Source organism: bacterium, from assembly GCA_030649025.1.
GTDB lineage: Bacteria > Patescibacteriota > Minisyncoccia > JAUYLV01 > JAUYLV01 > JAUSGO01.
In genome coordinates this window covers 1-22,485 of record JAUSGO010000002.1, presented here as the reverse complement: position 1 = coordinate 22,485, position 22,485 = coordinate 1, and the positions used below count along the sequence as shown (strand labels likewise).

The following is a 22,485-nucleotide window of genomic DNA, read 5'->3' as shown; positions in this document are numbered from 1 at the left end:
AATAGTTGCTATCCATCGTACCACGCCTGTCAAGATGCGGCAACGGCTTCTGAACAATACGGGAATAAAAAAACCGCAGGATGTTATTTATGAAAAACATCGCTGCGATTTATTCCGGGCTTTACCAGAACCGGGAAGCCGACTCGCCGTAAGATCTGTTGCATCGCCTCCTATCGACTCATTCTCGGCCAGTCTCACTACAATTCTGCGGATCGAGATGTCGAGAACCTCGAACTTGACAGCGTCAACTTGATCGACGGCGGATCTTATCTTGCCGGCGAAAATATACTGCATCTCTTCCTCAAGTTCCTTCTGGCTCTTTTCAACCGTTTGCGAATCCGGCATATGCGCCAGCATAACTTTCCAGCAGGCGAATTCCAGCGCAAGACGACGTAGCTCTACCACTGCAGGCTCGTGGTCGAAAAATTTATTTCCCCGACTGACGTGAAATTTCGCCTCGATGGAGAACTCTGCGGTCGTTCCGTCCCTCAATGGAACTTCCACAAAGTGATCCGAATAGCGGATGTCGGGATCGAATACGGTCTGGAGGCTCTGCGGAAGCCGCGTCCAGCAGTAATACTTCGTCTGATCTGAAACCAGAGCATTCCAGAGAATCCCAGCTAGGAATCCTGCGATCAGCACACCCAAGGCCAATTTCGCAAAACCGAACTTTTTCAATACTTTTCCTAACATGTCATCCTCCCCCTGTTCTTTGAGATTTAGATGTCTAAATTTTGAATTTCAACGTGCTTTTCATCGTAACATAATTTAGTGATAATTGTCAATAGTCTTAAAATATTACTCAAAATAAAAAAACCCGCGGGAGGAATATGCAATTCCTGCCTACGGGTATTAAATTTGCTTTCTTAAACCCATCACTTCCGCGCCTTAGCTCCCTGCGTCATGGTCATGTCGAGACTCAAGTCCTTGAGCGCTTTGACGCCAAGCACTTCTATCATGGTGTTGGCGTTGATCGCGGCATTCGCGCCACCGCCTCCGCTGCCGGACACGACGTTCGGCACCATGGGTCCCTGGTGTTTGGCGAAAGCATCCGCCCAAACCTTCTGCGAGTCAAGCCATGTCTTGAGCTTCAAATCTAGCGCTCCGTCGGCGTTCATCACCAGACGCTTGCGTTCGGCCTCGCCTTCTCCCAGAAGGATGTTTTCGCGCTTTGTCTGCTCGGCGGCTTTGGCGGCCAACGTGGCCACTTCCAGTTCCTGTTGCGCTTTTGTTACCGCCGTGGCCTTGATGACTTCCTGGTCCCACTTGGCTTTCGCGGCAAGAGCCTCGCCGTTCTTGGCTACCGTAATGGCATCCTGCTCGGCCTTTTTGGCGTTTGCCATGGAGGTTTGCACCGCCATGGTGGCCTTCTGCTGTTCCTGGATCTGTGCTTCAACCGTCGGATCGTACGCCACTTCGTTGATGGAGGGGTTGAATGTCCGGATACCGAATGTTTTCAAAGGAGATTCGTCGGACCGTACAACTTTGCCGCCTTCCATGACAAGCTTCACAATGCTGACGGTCCTCTGTTGTCCGGTAACCGGATCCGCCTGTTTCTCCTGAACCGTTTCGGTCCGATAGACGCCGTTTGCGACCTGATCCTCGATGAACTGCAAAAGCTCATTCCTGCGCTCGGCTGCCGATTCCTGCGAGCTCATGAGGGGGCCCGTCATATACACGGCCTTTTCAACTACCGTGCGGATGAGTTGTTGCTCGATGGCCTCCTGGCTGCCGTATTTGGTGTGCAGCATGGTTAGATGTTCTTCGCTGATCGGCATTTCCCAAGCAAGGGACCCGGAAATCTTCGCGTGACCCTTGTCGTTGAAACGGACCTGGAGCGATTGGTTCGCTTCATTTCCCTGATCCGGCCTTGAGCTGAACCAGAATTGGGAGCGTTTGTGATACTTGGTCACTTTCCCAAACCACTGCGGTTTGTAACCGGCGGTGGGGTACCAGTGCAGTTCGCCGTCATACACGTCCTGGACAACGAGAATTTCTCCGGCATCCACGTTCTCAAAAATAGAACCGATGGAAAAAAGACCAATGACCAGGACAACAACTGCTATCACAAGAGCTAACGCCCTGCGGGGCACAGTCAGTTCCATGATTTTTTCCTCTTTTCAGAAAATTTTTAGCGAAAACTTCTTCGCTGTTCGCCGGGATACGCTTAGCTACCGGCAGGGTTTTTTGGGTCCGGCTGGCTTTCGCTGGCCGGTGAAGATTGAGGAGCAGGGTCGGCCTCTTGGCTGGTCTCCTGCTTTTGAGTAGCCTCATACTGGAGTTCAAGTTCTCTCTCTATCTCCTCTTGCCTTGCCCTTTCAAGCTTCCGATGAAGCTCGGCTTCCTTACTTCGGAACCCTGGGAAGCAAGGCGTCCCGCGCCAAAGAGGAATGAGAATTTGGCCGGTTGCTACGTAAAAAACCAGCAAGGTAACGATCGTTTCTAGAGCCCACCAAAAAAACATGGCATTCACCTCCTTTTTAGGCTTGGTATTCAGTTGACAATGTTCTGATTCTTCAGCAGAGATTCAAAAATCCTTGAATTCTGCGAAGATGGTAGTGTAGCTAATCTTTAAAACTTTGTCAATAATTTCCTGAAGGGAAAATTATTTAATCACATAATAACCCCCGCCAATAGGCCGGGGTTTTTCTTTTGCTATAGCCATCAACTCATCTGTTCAGATGGACGGCATGGAATGATGTAAGAACTTTTTTGACGAAAAACGCTTAACTTAGTTCTGGCATAATCACACACTCCCGTTTATGAATAAAAACTGACGGTTTTACTCGTCAGTCGGAAGTCTTCAGCCAATGATTGATTTCACGGAGTCGTGAAATGCCGAGTACTCCTCGGGGTGATCAACGAAAAATCCGCGGGCATTGGTCCATCGGACAATGGTTACCGGGGAATCCATGGAGAAGTTCGGATAAAATCTCCTCATCTGCTCGCACATATCCTTGCGCGATGTGAATCCATCGGCTTTGTATTCTGCCGGAGTTACCTCTTTCGCGAGGCAGTGCCTTACGCTCGTGATGTCCGCCAAGACCGCCCAAGGAACGATTTGGCAACACAGCATCGCAACTCCCAAGTTATAGGCGCGATGCCCTTCTCGGATCGTGATCTCTTTGCGGTGACCGTGAATGGCGTCGCGCATCTCCGGCTCCGGCGCGATGAGCAGGGCTTGCATTGGCTGCTTCATTTTTTTCCTCCTCTAAAGATCTTATTCGAGGATAGTCCACAAGTAAAAGCCTGTCAATGAAACCGCGTTTCTCAGCATAACAGAAACAAAAAAACACCCTGTCTGGGTTTTTGTTTTGGTGGGCAGGGAGGGATTCGTTTTTACTCCCTCATTCTTCCAGTCGTAAAAACCCTGGGAGCCAAGACTTTGGCTCCCTTCGAATCCCTCCTCATCAACACAACAAACAAATTTTAAAACACTCGCTTGGGTGTTTTAAAATTGTTAGTGGGCAGGGAGGGATTCGAACCCCCGAAGGCGTTATGCCAACTGGTCTACAGCCAGTCCCGTTTAACCACTTCGGTACCTGCCCCCACACCAATCGAGTATACCAGCAACAAAGCACTTCTAAAATAGCATAATGTTTTTCCAGCGCTACAAAAAACTTATTAATCAATTGGTGTGGGGGCCTGCCCAACATTGATAACTTATTTATCCCGTTGCATTTGTTGATGTGCCTGAGGTCGGATTCTCCCGATACCTAGGCATCGAGGATCCCGATTTCTTTATTGCATAATAAGTGAAAATCGGGAGAACCGACGACTTGTTTATCCCGTTAGAGCCGACCCCGAGAGTCGAACTCGGAACCTTCGCTTTACAAAAGCGTTGCTCTGCCATTGAGCTAGGTCGGCTCTAACGGGACTGGTGCAAACCAACTGCTCTTCCTGGGCGGATTTCATCTTTTCGAAACGAGGATACCGCCCGCAAAATGCTCCCCCGGAGCATTTTGCCCAATTCGCTAAGGTGGCAGTATATCCTGTATTTTACGGTATTTCAAGCAAAAAGTGAAGCTCCGCCAACAAAGGAGGCGGAGCGGAACCCCGCTCCGACCAGTGAAACTGGTCTGGTGCGCGGGAAAAGAGGTCTCGAGAAATATATACTCGTTACGTGTTACGCGTTCCTTCTTCCGGCATTCCCAATACTTCCTTAATATGCCGCAGGCGATCGGCGGCTTCGGAGTTGGTCGGATCTATCTTGCGAATGGCTTCAAAGGCCGAAAGGGCATCGGGCAGATTCCCCTGCTCGAAATAATACAAGCCAAGATCGCGATACGCGGAGACATTCTTCGGATCGGCAAGAATTGCCGCGACCAGCACCTTCTCGCGCGGTTCCAGATCGTCTCGCACCGTCGTGCGGTCGTATCCCACGCCTCTCCTGAAATACCGGTGAAAAAAACCGTCAAACCATTCCTCAATATCCGAGACCAGCGAAGATTCAAACGAAACCTTGGGCAGGCCGTGCTTCTGCATGCGCCAATCGTGATACTGCAGCGAAAGATTTTTCGATCTCTCTTTTATGCGATGTATCCATACCGTTGATGCGTTATCGGACTTCATCGCGATAATCTTAAAACGGCGTAAAAACTTCTCGAGAAGCCTGAAAAAAATATTTCCGGCTTGCGCCGCAGCTGCGTTCATCACCGCACCAACCGGCACGGCTGGAGACATTGCGTTTTTCAGCACGATAACAGCGCGGGCCTGCGGAAGCTTGCGCGTAAACAATACGATAAGCGTCACCCCGCTTATCACAAAAAGCATGAAAAGGGTAGGAAGCATGTCTTAAAATTCGTATCTCACAAATCGTTCAACGCGGACATTCTCTCCAAGTTTTCCCACGATGTCCGTGATGATATCGCGAACGCTTCGCGAAGGGTCTTTCACGAATGCCTGTGTCAAGAGAGATTTTTCTTCAAAAAGTTTAGCCAATTTTCCTTCAACGATTTTTTTAACAACCTCCGGGGGTTTGCCCGATGAGGAAAATTCTTTCTCAAAATTCGCGCGCTCGCGCGAAACAATCTCTTCGGGAATTTCTCCGGGTTCCACGTATAACGGGCTCATCGCCGCAATTTGCAGCGCAACATCGTGGGCCAAGGCTTTGAAAAACTCATTGCGGGCAACGAAATCGGTTTCGCATCGCACTTCCACAAGCACTCCGACGCGGCCATTCTGATGCACGTATGCCTCAACAATGCCCGCATGCGCGGCTCGGCTGGCTTTTTTCTCCGCAATAAGCTTTCCGCGAACGCGCAACAACTCTTCTGCGCGCTGCATGTCACCGCCGGCCTCTTCAAGCGAAGCTCTGCAATCGCCCAAAGCCGCTTGTGTCTTTTCGCGAAGATTCTTTATCGCTTCCGTAGAAATTGGCATGATACAAACAAGCGATAAGATTATAAATGTTGTTCCGGCTCCGCTGTTTTTTGCATTGCCGATTTTCCTTTGAGTATGGCGTCGGCAATGCGTTTCACGATGTAAGAGACAGCGGTGATCGCGTCGTCGTTTGCCGGAATAGGATGCGTGACCAGCGTGGGATCGGCGTTCGTATCAACAAGGGCTATTGTCGGGACCCGCATGCGCTTTGCTTCGCGCACTGCGGTCGTTTCCTTGGTGATGTCCACGATAAAAAGCGCATCGGGGATTTTGGTAAGTTGCCTGATGCCGCCGAATTTTTCCTCAAGTTCCGCAAGCTCCTTGTCAAAATCAACCCGTTCTTTTTTAGTATACTTGGCAAGTTCCCCGCGCTGTTTTTTTGCCTCCAAATCGTCAAGATACTTAAGACGCTTGGAAAGCGATGAAAAGTTCGTCAATGTTCCTCCAAGCCATCTATTTACGACATGCGGCATGAGGCATCGCTTAGCCTCGCTTTCAATGATGGCGCATGCGGACGGCTTGGTCCCTACGAAAAGAACCGTTTTCCCCTCACGTCCCAAATTTTCAACGAATGCCTCCGCTTCTTCGAGTTTTTCAAGCGTACTTTCCAGATTGATCACGTGAATGGTTCCTTTCGTGCCGTGCACGTAGTTGTACATTTTGGGCGACCAGCGACTCGTGCGATGCCCAAAATGCACTCCCTCCCGAAGCATTTCCAAAAGCACATTGAGCTTCGGATGCGAAACGGGAATACCTGCTTCCGCAGGAATAACGTCTTCTACTTTGTTTGATGGGTCTTGAGACATACCTGGTACTACAACCAGATGCAGGTGCAAATCGAGTTATAGTAAGAAGTTAATTGATACGGATTTTATGACCTTCATCGGAAAAAAGTTTCTGCCCGTTGTTGCACCGGGCACACGCCAGACACCTTACCATAGAGCAGAAACCCTTGCAAGGGTACTGCGGATATGTTACGATGCCCCGGGTCATGCTCGGCTAAATTTTTGCACTATTCTTTTCTCGGCATGTTGGAAAGCGGGCGTGTCTAGCGCATTATTATAGATAGCATTAAGATAGGTTTTTACCCTTAAAACGGCACAAAAACTTAGACGGTTATGAAAAAAGGCATTCATCCAACATATTATCCAAACGCGGTTATCACCTGTGCTTGCGGAAACAAGTTTACGGTCGGCTCGACCCAGGCGTCGTACGAGATAGAAATCTGTTCGGCGTGCCACCCTTTCTATACCGGAAAGGGGAAAATTATCGATACGGCAGGCCGCGTTGAGCGGTTTAAAAAACAAATGGCGCAGAAAAAAGCGGACGCAGGAAAGAAGAAAGTGCGGATAAGAAAACCCCGGGTAGAGAATCTGCTGGTCGCCTCTCCCACTCCGCCAACGGTTGTAAAGAGCGTGAAAAGCAAGAAAATCTCAAAAAAACAAAAATGAGGAAGGACATCAAAGATGCCGTTGAAAAAGCCCGCGTTCAACACGCGGCGCTTTCACTTGAGCTTGCAAAGCCAGAAATTACCGCGGACACCGCCGCGCTGCAAACCCTGTCCAAGCGCTACGGAGATCTTTCCAAAATCGTCGGGTGCGCATCATCTTTGGAAAAATCCGAAAGTCAGCTTGAAACCGTAGAAGAACTTATACAGACGGGGGGCTCGGACATGCGGGAGCTTGCCGAAGAGGAAAAAAAAGCTCTCCAAAAAAATATCGAGGAGCTCTCGGAGGAACTTGACCGCCTGGCTTTGGGCATCGTGTCTCCGTCAAATATCTCAAGCGTCATTATGGAAATACGCGGCGGCGTGGGCGGCGGGGAAGCAGCGCTCTTTGCCGAGGAATTGCGCCGCATGTACAGCCGCTTTGCGGAGCGCAAGGGATGGAAAATACGCGTCATCTCCCGGAGCACAACGGATCTGGGAGGCATCAAGGAGGTTGTCATGGATATTGACGGAAAAAATTGCTACCGTCTTTTGCGCCATGAATCGGGCGTACACAGGGTTCAACGCATCCCGGAAACAGAAAAATCGGGCAGAGTGCACACCTCCACCGCGTCCGTGGCCGTACTTCCCAAGGCCGAAACGGTAGACGTGCAGATCCGACCTGAAGACATCGAGACGGAAACATACCGATCCGGGGGTCCGGGGGGGCAGAACGTCAACAAGGTGGAGACTGCATTCCGCATTCACCACAAACCAACCGGCATTATCGTGGCCATGCAGGAAGAGCGTTCCCAGGCCGCAAACCGCGAGCGGGCTTTTGAGGTATTGGGGGCCAAACTTCTTGAGGCAAAAATTGCGGCCTCGGAAAAAACGCAAAAAGATTCCCGAAGAGAACAGATCGGGACGCAGGACCGTTCAGAAAAAATACGAACCTATAATTTTCCGCAGGACCGGGTTACGGACCACCGTATAAAACATTCGTGGCACAACCTTCCTTCAATCATGGAAGGAAACATTGAGGATGTAGTGGAAACGCTGCAGACCGAATTATGATCCCCTGACAAAATCCGTAACTAAAATCCGAGCATATGCTCGGATTTTAGATTCGCTATATCGGTATACAAAATCCCATTTTTCTAAGAACTTTGTAAAAATTTAGAACAAAGCTCTCAAAAAGACGGGAGGGGAACAGCGTTATTATGCTGCCCCCCTTGATATGCGTGGGAGGGGGAGGGAAGCTCCCCCAGGGCCTACTTAGGTTTTTCGACCCGGCGGGAAAGAACTTAAGGTACCAAGGAGTGGGAGCGCAAAGAGGTGTTGTGATGTTTTGATTAAAAGTACATGCACCCTTGCGCACCCGCTTCTTGGTACTATATCTTGCATTTTTATCAATGCAAGAACGGATAGCATCAAGACTCAATTACCAGGTCAGGGGGAAGCGAGTGCTTCAAAAAGATACTTTGGCAAATGCCTTTTTTATGTAAAGAATCTTCCGGGAAACCCGGGATTCTTGGGAAACCCCCGCCCCCCACAGACCCAGTAGTATTCTCACAAATAAGCAGATTTTTCAATGTTTTATGATCTCATTAAGCATTATAGCATTAGTTTATTATTTGTCAAGTACCTATTGACTTTTATAAAATAATGAGCTAATATGAGATTGGGAGGCAAAAATGAGAATCGGAAGAATAGAAGGACTGCTCATCGGACAATCCCGCCGAGTTACTGAGGAATGGGTGGTTACTACCAAAGTCTTCAAGTGCGACAAGTGCGGCTGTGATATCCCGGCTCTCACCAAAGCGTATCGGCAGACATTCCTGGAAGGCAGACGTTTCGACTACTGTTATACTTACTGCCAATCTTGCGCCGAGGGAGTCGGGAAAAAACCTCCGCAAGAAGCCACCCTGCGCCAAATAAAAACTCGGCGCGCAAAAAAAGAAAGGGAGAGGCAGCGCCCTCTCTTCCCGGACAGCTGAAGGAAAAAGGTCTCCTTCAGCTTTATTTTATTTATTTTGTAGCTCGGTATCGGTAAATGTATCGGACTTCTCCTGCCGGATACGGTGGGGAAAACCACTCTTGGGAAACTGCAATAAGCGGCGTATACTGTATATCGTGAGAAACCATCGCATTTATAGCTTTGGCACTGTTCTGGCCGTTTTCCTATTTTTGATGACCCTCGAGAACGGGGGCATTGTTTTTGCAGCTGGCGACCATGGCGGCTCCACTGACGCCATGCATCCTGCCACTCAAATCGGCTTGCCCGATGCGAAGGTTGGACATGGACATGGCGAAGAAGGTGCGATGGGCGGACAAGATGACCATGGTGGAGGCGCGGATATGAGCGCATTTTTTGAGGTATCTATCACGCCGGCATCCCTGCAGGCAACAACGCCGCTAACCATGCAGTTTACATTTAGCGAGAAGGAGGCCGGTAGGCAGATAAAAAGTTTTGAAGTCACGCATGACAAAGAGCTCCACCTCATTATGGTCAGCTCTGACTTGGTAGAATTCTTTCATGAACATCCCGCGTTACAGCCGGACGGTACGTTTGTGCTTAAAAATTTTATCTATCCGCGCGAACTGACGTATTCGCTTTTTTTCGATTTGAAACCCACGGGAACGGACGGTATTCTTCTTCGTAAGGATATCCAAGTAGGGAGCGGCGCGTTCATACAGCCGTTTTTGAAGCTTTCGCAATTCCCTGTCACTGTTGGAAATATACGACTTGATCTTCGAACAACCCCCTCAACGCTTCGCGTTGGAGAAGACGCGCGACTCACGTTCCGATTGGATGATGCCGTGTTGGGCACGCCCATCGACGATATTGAAGTATATTTGGCCTCACCCGCGCATCTTGTCATACTATCCGAGGAATCGCTTGAGTATTTGCACGCGCATCCCGAAGCCGAGATTCCCGAAGATTCTGCCGAGCGCTCGAAGTTGCGTTTTGGGCCCAACATCGTATTCAATACATCATTTCCAGAAGCCGGAGTCTACAAAGGGTGGCTGCAAGTACAACGAAAAGAGCAAATAACCGCATTACCATTTATAATCGAGGTACTGCCCGGGGAGGGTGGCATTACGCATGCTCCGGGCCACGGCGATACAGAGATGATTCCCGGCCTCACGCGTGATCAGGTTGCCCAACTTGTGCACGATGTGCAGAAAGAAGAAGAGACGCGCTCTGTCGTAAAATTCGCCGCTCTCTCCGCGTTTATTTTTGGTATGATGCTCCTTTTCTATCCCCGTCGCCCACAGCCTATATCCAGTGTCCCAGTTTCAGATGGCGCTAAGATTCCTAATGCACCCAGAGAAGGTTCTCAAAGTATCCCAGCAGAGGGACATCCCGAAAATCTCTGATATGTTTTTAAGAAAACTAGGTCTTACTCTATCTATTTTTTTTCTACTGAGCTTGCCCGCAGAAATGTTCGGACAATACTCATGCGGGACGCGTTCCGTGTCTGAACTACTAAAATCATCAGACGCGGTCTTTGTTGGGAGGCTAGTAAAAATTAGTGAGGACTCTGACAAGGGTCAGCTGAGAATAACTGGCATCTTCGAAACTTTAAGGTCGTGGAAAGGAATTTCAGGTAAAAGTGTCGAGATAATGCTAATTACTACTGATGAGGATGGTTTTGGAATAACGCATACTTATAGTAACTTAGATGTAGGCAGGACGTATCTTATTTATACACAGAGGATTCGCTCGGATACAGAAAATTATCTTAACTGGCCCTGGATTTGTAATGGAACTGAATTAAATACAATTGATTTAGTGAATGCAGAAAAAGAAATTTTACTTCTTGACATAACTACGAAAATACCTTATCTCATTGGGAGCGTCGCGCTTTTAATTATAGTTCTCGCCTTGAGGTCTCATGATAAAAATTATGCTCACTATCCAAAAAATAAAATCTGAGCTTCAACAGACCGGCACAGTGCTTGGCGGTTTGCTTATGGTGCTGCTTCTGCTCCTGATAGTATCGGGTATTGTGCTCTCTCTTTTTTACAGCGCCCAGCCCGAAGAGACATATCAAAGCATGATTACTATCATGGGGAACCCCATTACGGCATTCGTTCGAAATTTCCATGCCTGGGCTTCAGATATTTTTCTGTTCACCCTTTTCCTCCATATGACGCGTGTGGCGCTCACCAAACCATCCGGCAAAGCCAGGAGATATGCTTGGTGGATAGGCGTGGGGATGCTCATCATGGTTAGCGCAGAGATGCTCATCGGCACCTTTATGCGCGGAGACCAGGAGGCGCTGGAAGCCTACTCGCACTTTTTCATAGGCACTACGGGCATTGTGGCTAGCTACATGCCCTATACGGAGTTCGTCACCGATTTTTTCTCCCAACATAATGCGCTTTTCAGATTCTTTGTGTTGCATGCCGTTTTACTGCCCTTCGGTATTATTTCTCTTATCGTGTTGCATGGCCTTTTTGCGCCGACGTTCCGGGCGCTTATAGCTCCGTGGAAGAAAGTGACGGATGCCGCAATCCGCGGACAACTCGCGCCCCAACCCGGATTTTTTTCCTCTCCGTCGGTGCGGAAAATTTTATGGCTTGTGGGCGTTGCATGCGTGGCCATTGTAGCACTTTCCATTCTGCTTCCCGCTCCCCTGCTCTCCTCTCCTTATGCGGGCCTCGAGGTTACAAAACCGCCATGGTGGCTGTTATGGGTTGTGGCGATCGAGAATGTCTGGGGGCTTACGCCTATTGTGATCGCGCCACCGGTGCTTTTTCTCATCTTCATTCTCATTCCGCTTTTTACCAAAGACCGCGCCGGAGCTGATTGGGGCGTATATATTTATCTTATCGCTATCGCAATAGTTATCTCGCTCTCTTTCTGGGCGACGCTTGCGCCACAGGTTGCGCATACGGAGCATTTTATCGAACAGCAGGAACAAGTGGCGCATTGAAGCACAAGAAGCCTAAAACCCGGAACATGTCAGAGTTATCTCTAAAAACCATTGACGATACAACGATTTTCGGAGATTGGCATCAGGTGCCGGGAAGTTCAAAAGCCGCACTTCTTCTCCACCAGCGCGGACGCGACCATGCGATGTGGAAAGATTTTTGCGGAACACTTGAAAAGAAAGGATGGAACACGCTTGCTATTGACCTTCGAGGGCACGGTAAGAGCGGAGGGTTTGGCAAGAAAAAAGACCTGAAATTCGATCAGTTTGAAGACTACCACACGATGTATTATGACATTACGGCCGCGATGGATTTTCTAAAACGAGAAACGCCGAACGGGAAATTTGTGGTCGTGGGTAGTTCCATAGGTGCAAATCTCGCACTTGCCTATGCCGCGGACCATTTTGAGGTAAAAGCCGCCATACTCCTCTCCCCCGGACTTAATTACTTTGGGTTGCGGACGGATGACGTTATGGTAGAATACCATCGTCCACTGGCTCTCATCACCACAAAAGATGACCCGTCGTATCCTGACGCGCAAAAACTCATCAAAGAACCCGGCGTGCAACGTGCAAATCTCTGGTATCAAGAGTTTGAAACCGGAGGACATGGCGTAAAAATCTTTGAAGCACATACCGAACTTACGGGGCAGATAGCGGAGTGGATGGAAAAACAAATTCAATAATCACGAATTTACAGATACTACACGAATGTACAGATTCACGAATGCTTAGCAGTCTTATTCGTGAATTCGCGTTATTCGCGTACTATTCGCATCATTCGTGACCTTAGAGATTATGGCAAAAATAACAAAACTGAAAGTAGACCGGGCGCTGTGCATCGGCGCGGCAAGCTGTGTGGCAATATATCCGGACGTGTTCTCGTTGGATGCGGAGAATAAGGCCGTGCTTCCCAAAAAGAGCGGTCCCACATCCGATCTTACCGATGTATCAGAGCTTAACGTGGCCGCCATCGATGACGGCAACCTGCTTCTTGCGGCCCAATCCTGCCCCACCAAGGCTATATTTCTGTACGACGAGACGGGGAAGCAGGTGTATCCGGAAGCATAACCGCTTCGGGAATGCCAAATTCCCAATAGCTAATATTCAATGGCAAGATTTGATTAGATATTAGAAATTTGTTATTGGATATTGAAAATTTTGCTATGCAAAATTTTAAGTACGTGATAGTCGGCGGAGGCGTTGCGGGTACCACCGCGGCAGAGACGTTAAGAAGTCTTGATCCGCAAGCATCCATTGCGCTCGTGGGAGACGAGCCGTATATTTTTTATTCCCGCATCGCGCTCTCCAAGGAGAATTACATGCTGAAGAAGCTTACGGAAGATTCGGTATGGCTAAAGAAAGAATCTTTTTATACGGATAAAAACATCGCATATTCCAAGGGGGTAACTGCGCTGGGGCTCGATGCTGTAAAAAAGGAAGTTTCCCTCTCGAACGGAGAGGCGTTGCAGTATGAAAAGCTTCTCTTGGCTCTGGGCGGTACGCCGCGCAAATGGACCATACCCGGAAGCGACAAAAAAGGAATTTATTATCTTCGCACGCTGGATGATGCTCGGGGCATTATGGCGGAATTTGAAACGCTCAAGGAGGGGCTTCTTATCGGCGGAGGGTTCATTACGTTTGAGCTTTGCGACATCATGATAAAGCGCAATATGAAGCCAACGGTAATGCTTCGCGAACCCTACTATTGGCAGATCTTGTTGGATGAACCGTCCGGCCGTTTAATAGAAGACGTGCTAAAAAAAAGCGGCGTTGAGATTTTATATGAAGAGGAAGTTACGGAAGTGCTGGGCGGAGAACGGGTCGAGTCGGTCAAAACAAACAAGGGAAGGGAATTGAAAACCGGTTTCATCTCTGTCGGCATTGGCGTTGTGGACCGCCTGGCGCCATTCAAAGCCTCCGGTCTAAAAGGAGAGAGGGCTATCGAGACCAACGAATACATGGAAACGTCCTTACCCGATGTTTGGGCGGCAGGAGACTGTGCGGCATATTTTGATGTGATACTGGGCGAGCGAGTACAGCTTGGAAATTGGGCAAACGCCATGATGCACGGAAGATGCGCCGCTATGAACATGACGGGCAAAAAAACGGTATTTAAGACGCTCTCCGCATACACTACGCAGGGATTGGGACTCTCCATTTGTTTTGTCGGCAATGTGCGCGTAACGCCCGACAAGGAAGTGATTGAGCGCGGCTCTAGAGCCTCTGGAAAAATCTCTCGCTTCATCATTAAGAACAACCGCATTGTCGGGGCAACGCAATTCAACATGACCCCAGAACTTCCGTGGGTGTCAAAATTCATCACCGACCAGCGTGACATTTCATCCCTGCGCGAAAAACTTGCGGACCCTTCCGTTGATCTACGAAGTCTGGCAACCGCTTCGCCCGCATAGAGTTCCACAAGATAAAACACAGCAAACAAAAAAACGCTCCAAAGCGTTTTTTTGTTTCTAAGCAGTCCTAGAGCAATGTACTAATAAGATTCAGTAACCTGTTAGGAAAAAGTCCAAAGAGTACAATGAGCACTGCGGGGAGCGCGATGGAGACGATTTGCGGCGTAGTCAGCTGCAAGGATAGGGCCTTTTCCGAAGCTTCGTATCCGTATATGCGTCGGAGAACAATGAAATAGAAATAGGAGGAGATTAATGAGGTTGTAACGGCAACGACAACAAGCCATGTCATGCCGGCATTCACCGCGCTTGTCCAAAGCAGGAACTTGGAAAAAAACCCCGCAAGTGGCGGTATACCGGTAAGTGAGGCAAGAAACAGGGTGAACGTAAACGCAAATAAGGAATTCCGTTTTGCAAGGCCGTTGTAGTCATCGAGCGTGCGAAGACCTTTCTCTTCGAGTATTGAGATCATTAAGAATGTGCCGAGAGCCATCAATGCATGGATACAGATGTGCAGAAAAGCCGCCGTGTATCCAAGTCTGGTCCCGGCCGCAAGTCCTATCGCGATAAAACCGGCATGGGAAATGATGGAATAGGCAATAAGTCGTTTCACATTCTGCTGCAAGACCGCCGCGATAGCTCCAAAAAGCATTGTGGAGGCGGCAATAAGAGCTATGAGCGTGTGCCAAGAAGTGGATGCCATGCTTTCCAAAGAGAAATACTTGAATCGGAGCGCAGGAAGCATTAAGGGGGTTAAAAACCTCATGTAGGCAGCAAAACCGGCCTTTTTAGCGGCTCCCGCAAGAATGGCAGTAATGGGGCTTGGTGCCCCCTCATACACGTCAGGGAGCCATAAATTGAGCGGGAAAAGGCTCATTTTGAACCCGATACCGGCAAGCATGAGTACGAGAGAGGAGACAAGAAATGGCGTATAGGATGCCCCGGCCAGTGCCGAAAAATCCGTTGTACCCAGAGCTCCATAATAGAACCCTGCTCCGAGCAAAAAAAGCAGGGAAGAAAATACGCCGACCACGAAAAACTTTATTGCCGCCTCCATGCCGATTATATCTTTTTTTAATGCTACGAGTTCATAGAATGCGATGGCAAGAAACTCCATAGAGAGGAAAAGCGAAATGACGCTCGTTGAGGAAGCGACAAGTGTCATGGCGAAAGAAGCAAGGAGCAGAAGCGACAGGATGATGGCGTTGTCTTCTGCCGTACTTCGATGCGTCGGCACTTGAGAGTTCAGTGAGAGTGCGGCAAGAAAAATAACAAAAATAAATAGTAGGGCAAAAAACCTTGTAAAATCATCTATCCTGAATATCTGGCCTATTTCGCGCACTCCACTTCCCCACTCCGCGACATTGGTTACGAATGCAAAAGTAAGCGCCCCGTAAAAAACGCCTAAAAACCAGCGCTTCGGCATGCGCAAAAGATGCAAGAGAAGAATAAGGACTGCGCCTATGGGAATGGGAAGAAAGGTAATCACGGTTTAGAAAAATCTAGAAGCTTGAACTATGGAAAGCAGCCATGTCGGATAAAGACCGAGAAACAACGATACGGCAGCGAGCACGACAAATGGTACGGCCATGCGTCGGGTTATATCGACAAGACTCCCCCACTCCGGCGTTGACGCGCCAAAAAATACGCGTTCAAGTGTCCACAAAAAATATCCCGCGGTTATCACAACGCCGCCCAAAAGAGGTATCAGCAATAATCCTCCGTACACGGAGTAGGAGCCGGCAAAGACCATGAATTCCGAGACAAAACCGGACATCGCGGGCACTCCCATGGAACCAAGCGCCGCTATGACGAATATCCATGAGAGTCGCGGCATTTTTTCCATAAGACCCTTGAGGCGCGCAATAGAGAAGGTGCCTGTCTTGTCATGAATGGCTCCGGCAAGGGCAAAGAGAAGTCCTGCAAGCACTCCGTGGCTCACCATCACATACACCGCGCCTTGATAGGCAAGCGGAGTGAAGGCGGCGATGCCCAAAAGCGCATATCCCATGTGATTGACGCTTGAATAAGCAATGAGCCGCTTTATGTTATCTTGCGCAAGCGAAACCAGCGCTCCATATACGATAGAGATGAAGGCGAATATCCCGAGTCCCCAGGCAATAGAGTGCAGGGCATCGGGGGTTATCGTGCCAGGAATTCGAAGAATGCCGTATGCCCCCATTTTTAAAAGCACGCCGGCGAGCAAAACCGAGCCTGCCGTGGGTGCTTCAACGTGCGCATCGGGAAGCCACGTATGGAATGGCACCGCCGGTATTTTAACAAAGAATGAGATGAGAAATGCCCACATGATCATGTATTGCAGACGGAATGGAAGCGATGCATTCGCAAGTTGTGTAAGATCGAACGTATGCATGCCCGCATACAAATAAAGCGCGATGATCCCCACAAGCATGATGAGGGATGCCGCCTGCGTGTAGATGAAAAACTTCATACCGGCATACCGGCGATTCTCCCCTCCCCAAAGCATGATGAGGAAAAACATGAATACCAGCACAAGCTCCCAAAAGATATAAAAGACAAAAAGATCAAGCGAGACGAAAACCCCGACGATGACCCCAATGAGCAGAAGCAAGATTCCCCAGTATGCCCGCTCTTTGCGCTCGACGCCTTCCGGGACATGAGGAAATGGCAAAAGGGTTACGATGAATCCAAGAAATAGAGTAAGGAGCACCAGGGGGTAGCTTAAGCCATCCACGCCGACTTTAAATGAAATGCCGATCGAAGGAATCCAGTCCCACGCGCTTAAAAACTGAAAGCCTTTTTGGCCAAGATGGAAAAGCGGCAAAGTCAAAAGGCCGCCCGCAAACATGAGCGATGCGAAGGCCGTCGCAATGCGCTTTGCCGATGCGCGGGGCGCTACGAATATGATGCCGGCGCCAAGAAATGGTACTGCTATAAGGAGTGGGAGCATAACAAGGATTGATTATAATAATAAAATAAAAATAATGTCTGGCGTTGGGATTATTTTGCAAGGACTCCGTTCAGAAAAAGAACCGAAAAAATAACGGCAATGAGCAGCGCGGCAACATAGCTTGCTATGGATCCGGAGATAATCCTTCTGGAAAATCCGGAGGATGCGGCGAGAATATCGTAAAAACTTCTCACGATCCTATCTACATACGACATATCGAACGCATATGAACCAAAACAGAGTTTTGTCACCGCTCGCACCGTAAGCTCCAATGCGCCGTTCAAAAGCTTTCTGTCAAGCATGAAACAAAAGGCTGAGACGCCCCTTCCTACGAATGCCACGCCATGCAGTGCGCTATCAATGACATATCTATCAAATTCTCCCAGCGCCTGTCCAAGCGCATAAAAAAATCTTCCGAGAATTCCGTAAAACCAAGGTAATCCGAATTTCGCGCGAAACAGCCGATATACCCCGGAACATAATAGAGCCAGTCTGTCGGGAGAAATCACTTTCTCGAAGTACGCCAGATAGGAAATACAAAATGCCGCGGAAACAAGCAGTATCGACAGCAGGCTCAGTGGCAAATGGTAGGACGGTTCACCGCCACCTACCCATGAGAAAAATTGCTTGGAGAACCACCCGGTCATTAAAACTCCTAAAGCCAACATTCCCATGGGAATTTTTGTACTCCATGAAAAATTTCCGCGCTCCGGCCCCACTCCTTCCTCTTTTTTTGAAACATTCCGCAGAATCAGAAATATCCAGCGCGAGATATAAAGAGCCGAAAGGAACGCGGCAACAAGCGTGAGGACAAAAAGACCCAAGTTGCCGGATTCTTTTGCGGCATCAATAATGAGGTCCTTTGAGAAAAATCCATTGAACGGCGGGAGACCGGAAAGTCCCAGTACGCCAATAATGGTAAGCAGTAAAAATGTCTTTTCCCGAGCCCAATGTAGCTGTTTTAATTCAAAAATGTTCCGCGATCCGCCTGCGTGGATAATAACTCCCGCTCCCAAGAAGAGAAGGGCCTTGTAGAATGCGTCGTTGAACAAGTGAAAGAGAGAGGCTCCGTATGCACCAAGACCAAGACCGAGCGCAATGAAACCAAGCTGGCTTATGGTGGAATACGCAAGGATTCGCTTGATATCTTCTTCGACAAGCGCCGCCAAAGATGCGACAAAAACGGTAAGCAACGCAAACACGACAACAAACCCGGTTAAATGCGCCGCAAAAACAAGCGGCAAGATACGCGCGATCAGAAATACTCCGGCCTTTACCATCGTGGCGGAATGCAAAAGCGCACTTACGGGCGTTGGCCCTTCCATAGCCCACGGAAGCCACATGGTGAAGGGAAGTTGGGCAGACTTGGTAAATGCGCCCAGCAATACCAAAAAGACACCAGTCGCTGGTAACGCTACATGAAGGTGCTCCTGAAGTATCTCACTGAAGGTGAAAGTGCCAAACGCACTACCGAGTATCAAAAAACCAAGCAGTAACAGCACATCGCCTACGACGATGGTGGTAAATACTTTCCGGGCCGATGACGAGACCGCGGGGTCCTTCCACCAGAATCCGATGAGGAAATAACTGGAAAGTCCCACAAGCTCCCAAAAAATGAAAAGCTGTACGAATGACACGGAATAGACGATGCCCAGCATGGAGCCGGCAAAAAAGCAAAGAAGCGCAAAAAATCTTCCCTTCTCGGGGTCCTGGCGCATGTAGTCGCGCGAATAGAGAAGCACAAGCGTGGTCACGAACGATACGATGCCGCCCATGAGAAGTGCAAGCTTGTCTGTTAAAAACCCGAAGTCGAATTCTATGGCAGAAATACGGTATGACGCAAATATAAATTCACCTTGTAGCGAGGGCACAAACAGCATAACGAAGAACGCCGCAAGGCTTATTGCCGAAGCGGCAAGGGCGATCTTGTCCGCGTATGCGTTTTTGCGCCTACCGAGGGCAAAGATCACAAGAAACGCCGCGAAGTATGAAAAGATGGTGAGAAAAATGAAAATCAAGGATTTAAGACTTTAGGATACTATGGGTCCGCCGAAATAACACCCCAAATTTCCAAAAGAAAACAGTAGAAAAGTTCCGGCTATTACAACAATTCCAAAAGCTATTTTGGGAGTTGGCTCTTTACGAAAACGTAGCATCTCAATGAATGCCCACACGCCATTCATTAAAGCGCCCGACAGCAAGATTATTAAAATTAGGCTAAACCCTTGAAAGAATGAGTATCCGGAGCAGACCGGCGTTACATAAAAGTATTTCTCGTATACAAATACGACACAGCTTCCGAGTAACAAAAGTAAGCCGAATAGTATATTTTTATTTTGCTTTAAATCGTTCATATTTAAAACTAGTTTTTTAACTCCCGCAGGTCGTCAACATTGACCGTCCCGTATTTTTTCCAGAGGTAAATGGCAAGCGCTACGAATACCACCGCGTTTGCGACAGATACCGTCCACACTATGACAATCAGCGCTTGCCCCAACACGGCATTAATACGATTGTAGGCAGCAAACGCCGCAATAAGCAGATTTGCCGCGGCGGTCATCACTTCCAAAAAAATAAATATTTTAAGAAGGTGTTTGGAAACCAAAACTCCGTATGCTCCGAACGCAAAGAGCGTTAGCGATAGGAGTATGTAAGACATCAAATTCATAATGATTCTTTAGTCCTCTTTCTTAAGGAAGTATACCGCCGAGAGCAGCGCGGAAAGAAACATCAATAAGATAACGGCGATAAGCGGCCAGTAGGTTCCGAAAAGCTGAAAAGCAAGACCGCTTGCCGGTAATTCCAAAGCGTTTTTTGCAAAAAAGAGCTTTAAGGAAATAAACAGCGTTAGAAGAAAAAACAGGCTTAATATCTTGTACCACCCATGATTTTTTCGTAATTCGTAATTCGTAATTCGTAATTCGCCGATTTGCGAATCCATCCCCGAAAACGATATTCCGATAAGCAGTATCGCGATCATACCACCGGTGAAGATAATGAGTTGTCCCAGCGCCAAAAACGGTGCGCGTAAAAGCCCAAAGAAAATTGCGGTAATAATAAGAAACACCGCAAACCATGCGATGGCATGCACGATCTGCCGCGCGCGAAGTAGCATCCAAAGTGAAGCAACGGCGAATAGGGAGAAGATATAGAAAGTGAAAGTTTCCATATGTGATGCTAATCAACAAATGCATTCGAATGCAACGAATGAAATTTTATTCGTAACATCCGCATTCATTCGTATATTGGCATCGGGGTATTACGGGAGTGTCACTTCTGAATTACCTTCAACCCAATGCGGGTCAAGGTCGGTGGAGGGGTGCTTCATTTTGCTGTATTCGGTTTCGGCAAGTTCATATATCTCCTTGAGCGAAATAGATTTTGGGGTTGTGGGGCATATCTCCTCGCAATAGCCGCAGAAGATACAGCGCGACAGATCCACTCCCGGACGTCGCTTGCCGACAGCTCCAGGGGGGAGCTTTGCTATCTCATCGGGAGTATTCGCGATGGTTTTTGACTCCGGGTGATACATGTCTATGGCTTCCACGGGACAGACCATCATGCATCTGGCGCAGGAAATGCACGTCTCGTGGTTCACCACTTCCCTCCCCCGGTATCCATGAGGGATTTTCGGCCGATCCTTAGGATACTGAATGGTCCAGGGTTTACGAAAGGAACTTTGCACCGCAAGCGCGAAGGATTTTATGAAAAGAATGGGGATTTTGAGGTAGGACATATTAACTTACTAAAGTGCCTGCTGATGAAACACAACCAACTACATACCATGCGAAAACTATAATCATGGCAGCGAAGGATAAAAAAGTACTGACTAAAATACTTTTAAATTCCCTTGTAGCCTGTTTGCGCTGGGATAGAATTTTAAAAAATATCACAATAGCAGATATAAAATTAACCACGGAAAGATAAAAGGCTGTAGTTGTTAATTTAGTGACTAATAAACAACCAGGGGATGCTAAAAGTAACGTCATGACAATTACCCCCACAGCATACCAAAAATTAATTTTTGAAATAAGGTTCATATCAAAAAATAAACACGACTAGTAATAAATTTAAAATCCCAATCGGAATAAGCCATTTCCAGGTAAAGGCGAGCAGTTGATCGATGCGCAGACGGAAATACGTTGCGCGGAAGTAGATGAATATAAGGACTCCGAGAATGATTTTTATGATAAACCCTGGAACTCCGAACATGTCTCCCCAGCCGCCAAAGAATAATGCCGCAAGTGATACCGCTCCTACCCACAAGGTAACATATTGCGCCAGCAGTATCATCGCAAAAAATACGCCACCATATTCGGTCATCCATCCCTGCACAAGCTCGGATTCCGCTTCGGGAAGGTCAAAGGGCTGGCGCTCGGATATGGCAACGAGTGCTACAAGAAAAAGAAAGAACGAGATGGGCTGGAGAACGAGCAACCAGGTATGCGCCTGCTGATATTTTACGATATCGACGATAGAAAAAGAACCGGAAACATACACGAGAGGCAAAAGTGATACAAAGAGTACGCCTTCATAAGCAAGGATCTGGGAAACGGCGCGCAGTCCCCCGAGCGTTGCATATTTGCTATTTCCTGCCCATGCACCCAGCAAAATGAGGATGGGGTTTATGGCAAGAAGCGAGATGATAAAAAGCAGATCGTATTTGAAAGACCACACGGGCGTATTGCCCCAGGGCAGTACGACAAAAATGGTGAAGGGCAGGGCGACCATGAGAATAGGGATGACAATGAATAACGCTCTATCCGCAAGCCGCGGGATAAGGGGTTTCTTGGCAATGAACTTGAGCGCATCTGCCACGGTCTGCAAAAGGCCATAGGGTCCGGTCATGGTCGGTCCATAACGCGAATGGATGCGTCCGATGATTTTGCGTTCTGCAAGGCCCCCAAATGCGGCAAATCCTCCGATGAACGCGGAAATTGCAGTGGCATAGAGGGCGATGATAAAAATTTGTTGCAACATTAGAAATTAGATATTGGATATTTCTCATTAGCGGTCTATCTCTCCGTATACGAGGTCTATACTTCCAAGAATCGCTATCATATCGGCTATTTTCACGTTCTTAATAAGATGTGTAATAAGAGAGAGGTTGCAGAACGCGGGGCTTCGCATGCGAAAGCGATACGGCTTCATGCCCCCATCGGATATCATATAAATAGCTCCTTCGCCTCGCGGTAACTCTTGCCGCGCAAAGCACTCCCCTGCCGGAAGGCGCAGGGTGTAGGCCTTTAGCATTTGGTTTCCCGTCCTATCTTCAAGAAAAGGACCCGCAACGATATCTCCTTCGGGAAGTTTTGCGAGCAGCTGACGGATGATACTTGCGCTCTGGCGCATTTCTTCAATGCGCACTTTTGTACGCGCCCAGCAGTCTCCCTC

General features: G+C 48.4%; 24 protein-coding genes, 2 tRNA genes and 1 pseudogene. 9 read left to right on the top strand and 18 right to left on the bottom strand.

The window, feature by feature from the left end; translation table 11 throughout:
• Nucleotides 1–87 precede the first annotated feature (87 nt).
• The 9 genes from Q7S09_00155 to rpsB all read right to left on the bottom strand — a co-directional run bounded on the left by Q7S09_00155 (nucleotide 88) and on the right by rpsB (nucleotide 6,188).
• Nucleotides 88–693 (bottom strand): hypothetical protein, encoded by a 606-nt coding sequence (locus Q7S09_00155; protein ID MDO8557590.1) that lies wholly within the window; start codon nucleotides 691–693, stop codon nucleotides 88–90.
• A gap of 182 nt (nucleotides 694–875) precedes the next feature.
• Nucleotides 876–2,105 carry an SPFH domain-containing protein gene (locus tag Q7S09_00150; GenBank protein ID MDO8557589.1) on the bottom strand — a complete coding sequence of 410 codons (1,230 nt, stop codon included), beginning with the start codon at nucleotides 2,103–2,105 and terminating at the stop codon, nucleotides 876–878.
• 62 nt (nucleotides 2,106–2,167) lie between these two features.
• Nucleotides 2,168–2,464 (bottom strand): hypothetical protein, encoded by a 297-nt coding sequence (locus tag Q7S09_00145; GenBank protein ID MDO8557588.1) that lies wholly within the window; start codon nucleotides 2,462–2,464, stop codon nucleotides 2,168–2,170.
• A 339-nt stretch (nucleotides 2,465–2,803) separates the two neighbouring features.
• Complete coding sequence (locus tag Q7S09_00140) at nucleotides 2,804–3,199, bottom strand: hypothetical protein (protein ID MDO8557587.1); 396 nt, start codon at nucleotides 3,197–3,199, stop codon at nucleotides 2,804–2,806.
• Between the two features lie 265 nt (nucleotides 3,200–3,464).
• Nucleotides 3,465–3,548, bottom strand: a tRNA-Tyr gene (locus Q7S09_00135).
• A 247-nt stretch (nucleotides 3,549–3,795) separates the two neighbouring features.
• Nucleotides 3,796–3,867 (bottom strand) — tRNA-Thr (locus Q7S09_00130).
• A gap of 252 nt (nucleotides 3,868–4,119) precedes the next feature.
• Nucleotides 4,120–4,791, bottom strand: a complete 672-nt coding sequence (locus Q7S09_00125) for a hypothetical protein (GenBank protein MDO8557586.1) — start codon at nucleotides 4,789–4,791, stop codon at nucleotides 4,120–4,122.
• Nucleotides 4,792–4,794: 3 nt separating this feature from the next.
• Nucleotides 4,795–5,382: a translation elongation factor Ts gene (locus tag Q7S09_00120; GenBank protein ID MDO8557585.1), complete on the bottom strand. Its 588-nt coding sequence runs from the start codon at nucleotides 5,380–5,382 to the stop codon at nucleotides 4,795–4,797.
• A 20-nt stretch (nucleotides 5,383–5,402) separates the two neighbouring features.
• Nucleotides 5,403–6,188, bottom strand: a complete 786-nt coding sequence (rpsB, locus tag Q7S09_00115) for a 30S ribosomal protein S2 (protein ID MDO8557584.1) — start codon at nucleotides 6,186–6,188, stop codon at nucleotides 5,403–5,405.
• A gap of 312 nt (nucleotides 6,189–6,500) precedes the next feature.
• Between rpsB and rpmE the strand changes: the two are divergent.
• The 9 genes and pseudogenes from rpmE to Q7S09_00070 all read left to right on the top strand — a co-directional run bounded on the left by rpmE (nucleotide 6,501) and on the right by Q7S09_00070 (nucleotide 14,162).
• Nucleotides 6,501–6,701, top strand: a pseudogene (rpmE, locus tag Q7S09_00110) (50S ribosomal protein L31).
• 128 nt (nucleotides 6,702–6,829) lie between these two features.
• The gene (prfA, locus tag Q7S09_00105; protein ID MDO8557583.1) at nucleotides 6,830–7,882 is read left to right on the top strand and encodes a peptide chain release factor 1; all 1,053 of its coding nucleotides are present in this window, start codon (nucleotides 6,830–6,832) and stop codon (nucleotides 7,880–7,882) included.
• Between the two features lie 620 nt (nucleotides 7,883–8,502).
• Entirely contained in the window at nucleotides 8,503–8,805 is a 303-nt protein-coding gene (locus Q7S09_00100) for a hypothetical protein (GenBank protein MDO8557582.1), read from the top strand.
• A 136-nt stretch (nucleotides 8,806–8,941) separates the two neighbouring features.
• A complete protein-coding gene (locus tag Q7S09_00095) occupies nucleotides 8,942–10,189 on the top strand; it encodes a hypothetical protein (protein ID MDO8557581.1) in 1,248 nt (415 codons plus the stop codon).
• A gap of 97 nt (nucleotides 10,190–10,286) precedes the next feature.
• Nucleotides 10,287–10,748: a hypothetical protein gene (locus Q7S09_00090; protein ID MDO8557580.1), complete on the top strand. Its 462-nt coding sequence runs from the start codon at nucleotides 10,287–10,289 to the stop codon at nucleotides 10,746–10,748.
• The gene (locus Q7S09_00085; protein MDO8557579.1) at nucleotides 10,720–11,751 is read left to right on the top strand and encodes a cytochrome b N-terminal domain-containing protein; all 1,032 of its coding nucleotides are present in this window, start codon (nucleotides 10,720–10,722) and stop codon (nucleotides 11,749–11,751) included. Before Q7S09_00090 ends, Q7S09_00085 begins: the two co-directional genes overlap by 29 nt.
• Nucleotides 11,752–11,777: 26 nt before the next feature.
• Nucleotides 11,778–12,434 (top strand): alpha/beta fold hydrolase, encoded by a 657-nt coding sequence (locus Q7S09_00080; GenBank protein ID MDO8557578.1) that lies wholly within the window; start codon nucleotides 11,778–11,780, stop codon nucleotides 12,432–12,434.
• 112 nt (nucleotides 12,435–12,546) lie between these two features.
• Nucleotides 12,547–12,819 carry a ferredoxin gene (locus Q7S09_00075; protein MDO8557577.1) on the top strand — a complete coding sequence of 91 codons (273 nt, stop codon included), beginning with the start codon at nucleotides 12,547–12,549 and terminating at the stop codon, nucleotides 12,817–12,819.
• A gap of 95 nt (nucleotides 12,820–12,914) precedes the next feature.
• Nucleotides 12,915–14,162 (top strand): FAD-dependent oxidoreductase, encoded by a 1,248-nt coding sequence (locus tag Q7S09_00070; protein ID MDO8557576.1) that lies wholly within the window; start codon nucleotides 12,915–12,917, stop codon nucleotides 14,160–14,162.
• A gap of 67 nt (nucleotides 14,163–14,229) precedes the next feature.
• On the opposite strand, the gene Q7S09_00065 is transcribed toward Q7S09_00070, so the two are convergent.
• The 9 genes from Q7S09_00065 to Q7S09_00025 form a co-directional block, all read right to left on the bottom strand.
• The gene (locus Q7S09_00065; GenBank protein MDO8557575.1) at nucleotides 14,230–15,648 is read right to left on the bottom strand and encodes an NADH-quinone oxidoreductase subunit N; all 1,419 of its coding nucleotides are present in this window, start codon (nucleotides 15,646–15,648) and stop codon (nucleotides 14,230–14,232) included.
• Nucleotides 15,649–15,651: 3 nt separating this feature from the next.
• Nucleotides 15,652–17,091, bottom strand: coding sequence for an NADH-quinone oxidoreductase subunit M (locus Q7S09_00060; protein ID MDO8557574.1), 1,440 nt, complete (start codon nucleotides 17,089–17,091; stop codon nucleotides 15,652–15,654).
• A gap of 50 nt (nucleotides 17,092–17,141) precedes the next feature.
• Nucleotides 17,142–19,109, bottom strand: coding sequence for an NADH-quinone oxidoreductase subunit L (locus Q7S09_00055; protein ID MDO8557573.1), 1,968 nt, complete (start codon nucleotides 19,107–19,109; stop codon nucleotides 17,142–17,144).
• A 344-nt stretch (nucleotides 19,110–19,453) separates the two neighbouring features.
• A complete protein-coding gene (gene nuoK, locus Q7S09_00050) occupies nucleotides 19,454–19,750 on the bottom strand; it encodes an NADH-quinone oxidoreductase subunit NuoK (GenBank protein ID MDO8557572.1) in 297 nt (98 codons plus the stop codon).
• An 18-nt stretch (nucleotides 19,751–19,768) separates the two neighbouring features.
• Complete coding sequence (locus Q7S09_00045; protein ID MDO8557571.1) at nucleotides 19,769–20,260, bottom strand: NADH-quinone oxidoreductase subunit J; 492 nt, start codon at nucleotides 20,258–20,260, stop codon at nucleotides 19,769–19,771.
• Nucleotides 20,261–20,350: 90 nt separating this feature from the next.
• Complete coding sequence (locus Q7S09_00040) at nucleotides 20,351–20,827, bottom strand: 4Fe-4S binding protein (GenBank protein ID MDO8557570.1); 477 nt, start codon at nucleotides 20,825–20,827, stop codon at nucleotides 20,351–20,353.
• A 1-nt stretch (nucleotide 20,828) separates the two neighbouring features.
• Nucleotides 20,829–21,131 carry a hypothetical protein gene (locus Q7S09_00035; protein ID MDO8557569.1) on the bottom strand — a complete coding sequence of 101 codons (303 nt, stop codon included), beginning with the start codon at nucleotides 21,129–21,131 and terminating at the stop codon, nucleotides 20,829–20,831.
• A 1-nt stretch (nucleotide 21,132) separates the two neighbouring features.
• Nucleotides 21,133–22,071: an NADH-quinone oxidoreductase subunit H gene (locus Q7S09_00030; protein MDO8557568.1), complete on the bottom strand. Its 939-nt coding sequence runs from the start codon at nucleotides 22,069–22,071 to the stop codon at nucleotides 21,133–21,135.
• Between the two features lie 27 nt (nucleotides 22,072–22,098).
• A partial coding sequence (locus tag Q7S09_00025) for an NADH-quinone oxidoreductase subunit D (protein ID MDO8557567.1) occupies nucleotides 22,099–22,485 on the bottom strand: 387 nt, incomplete at its 5' end.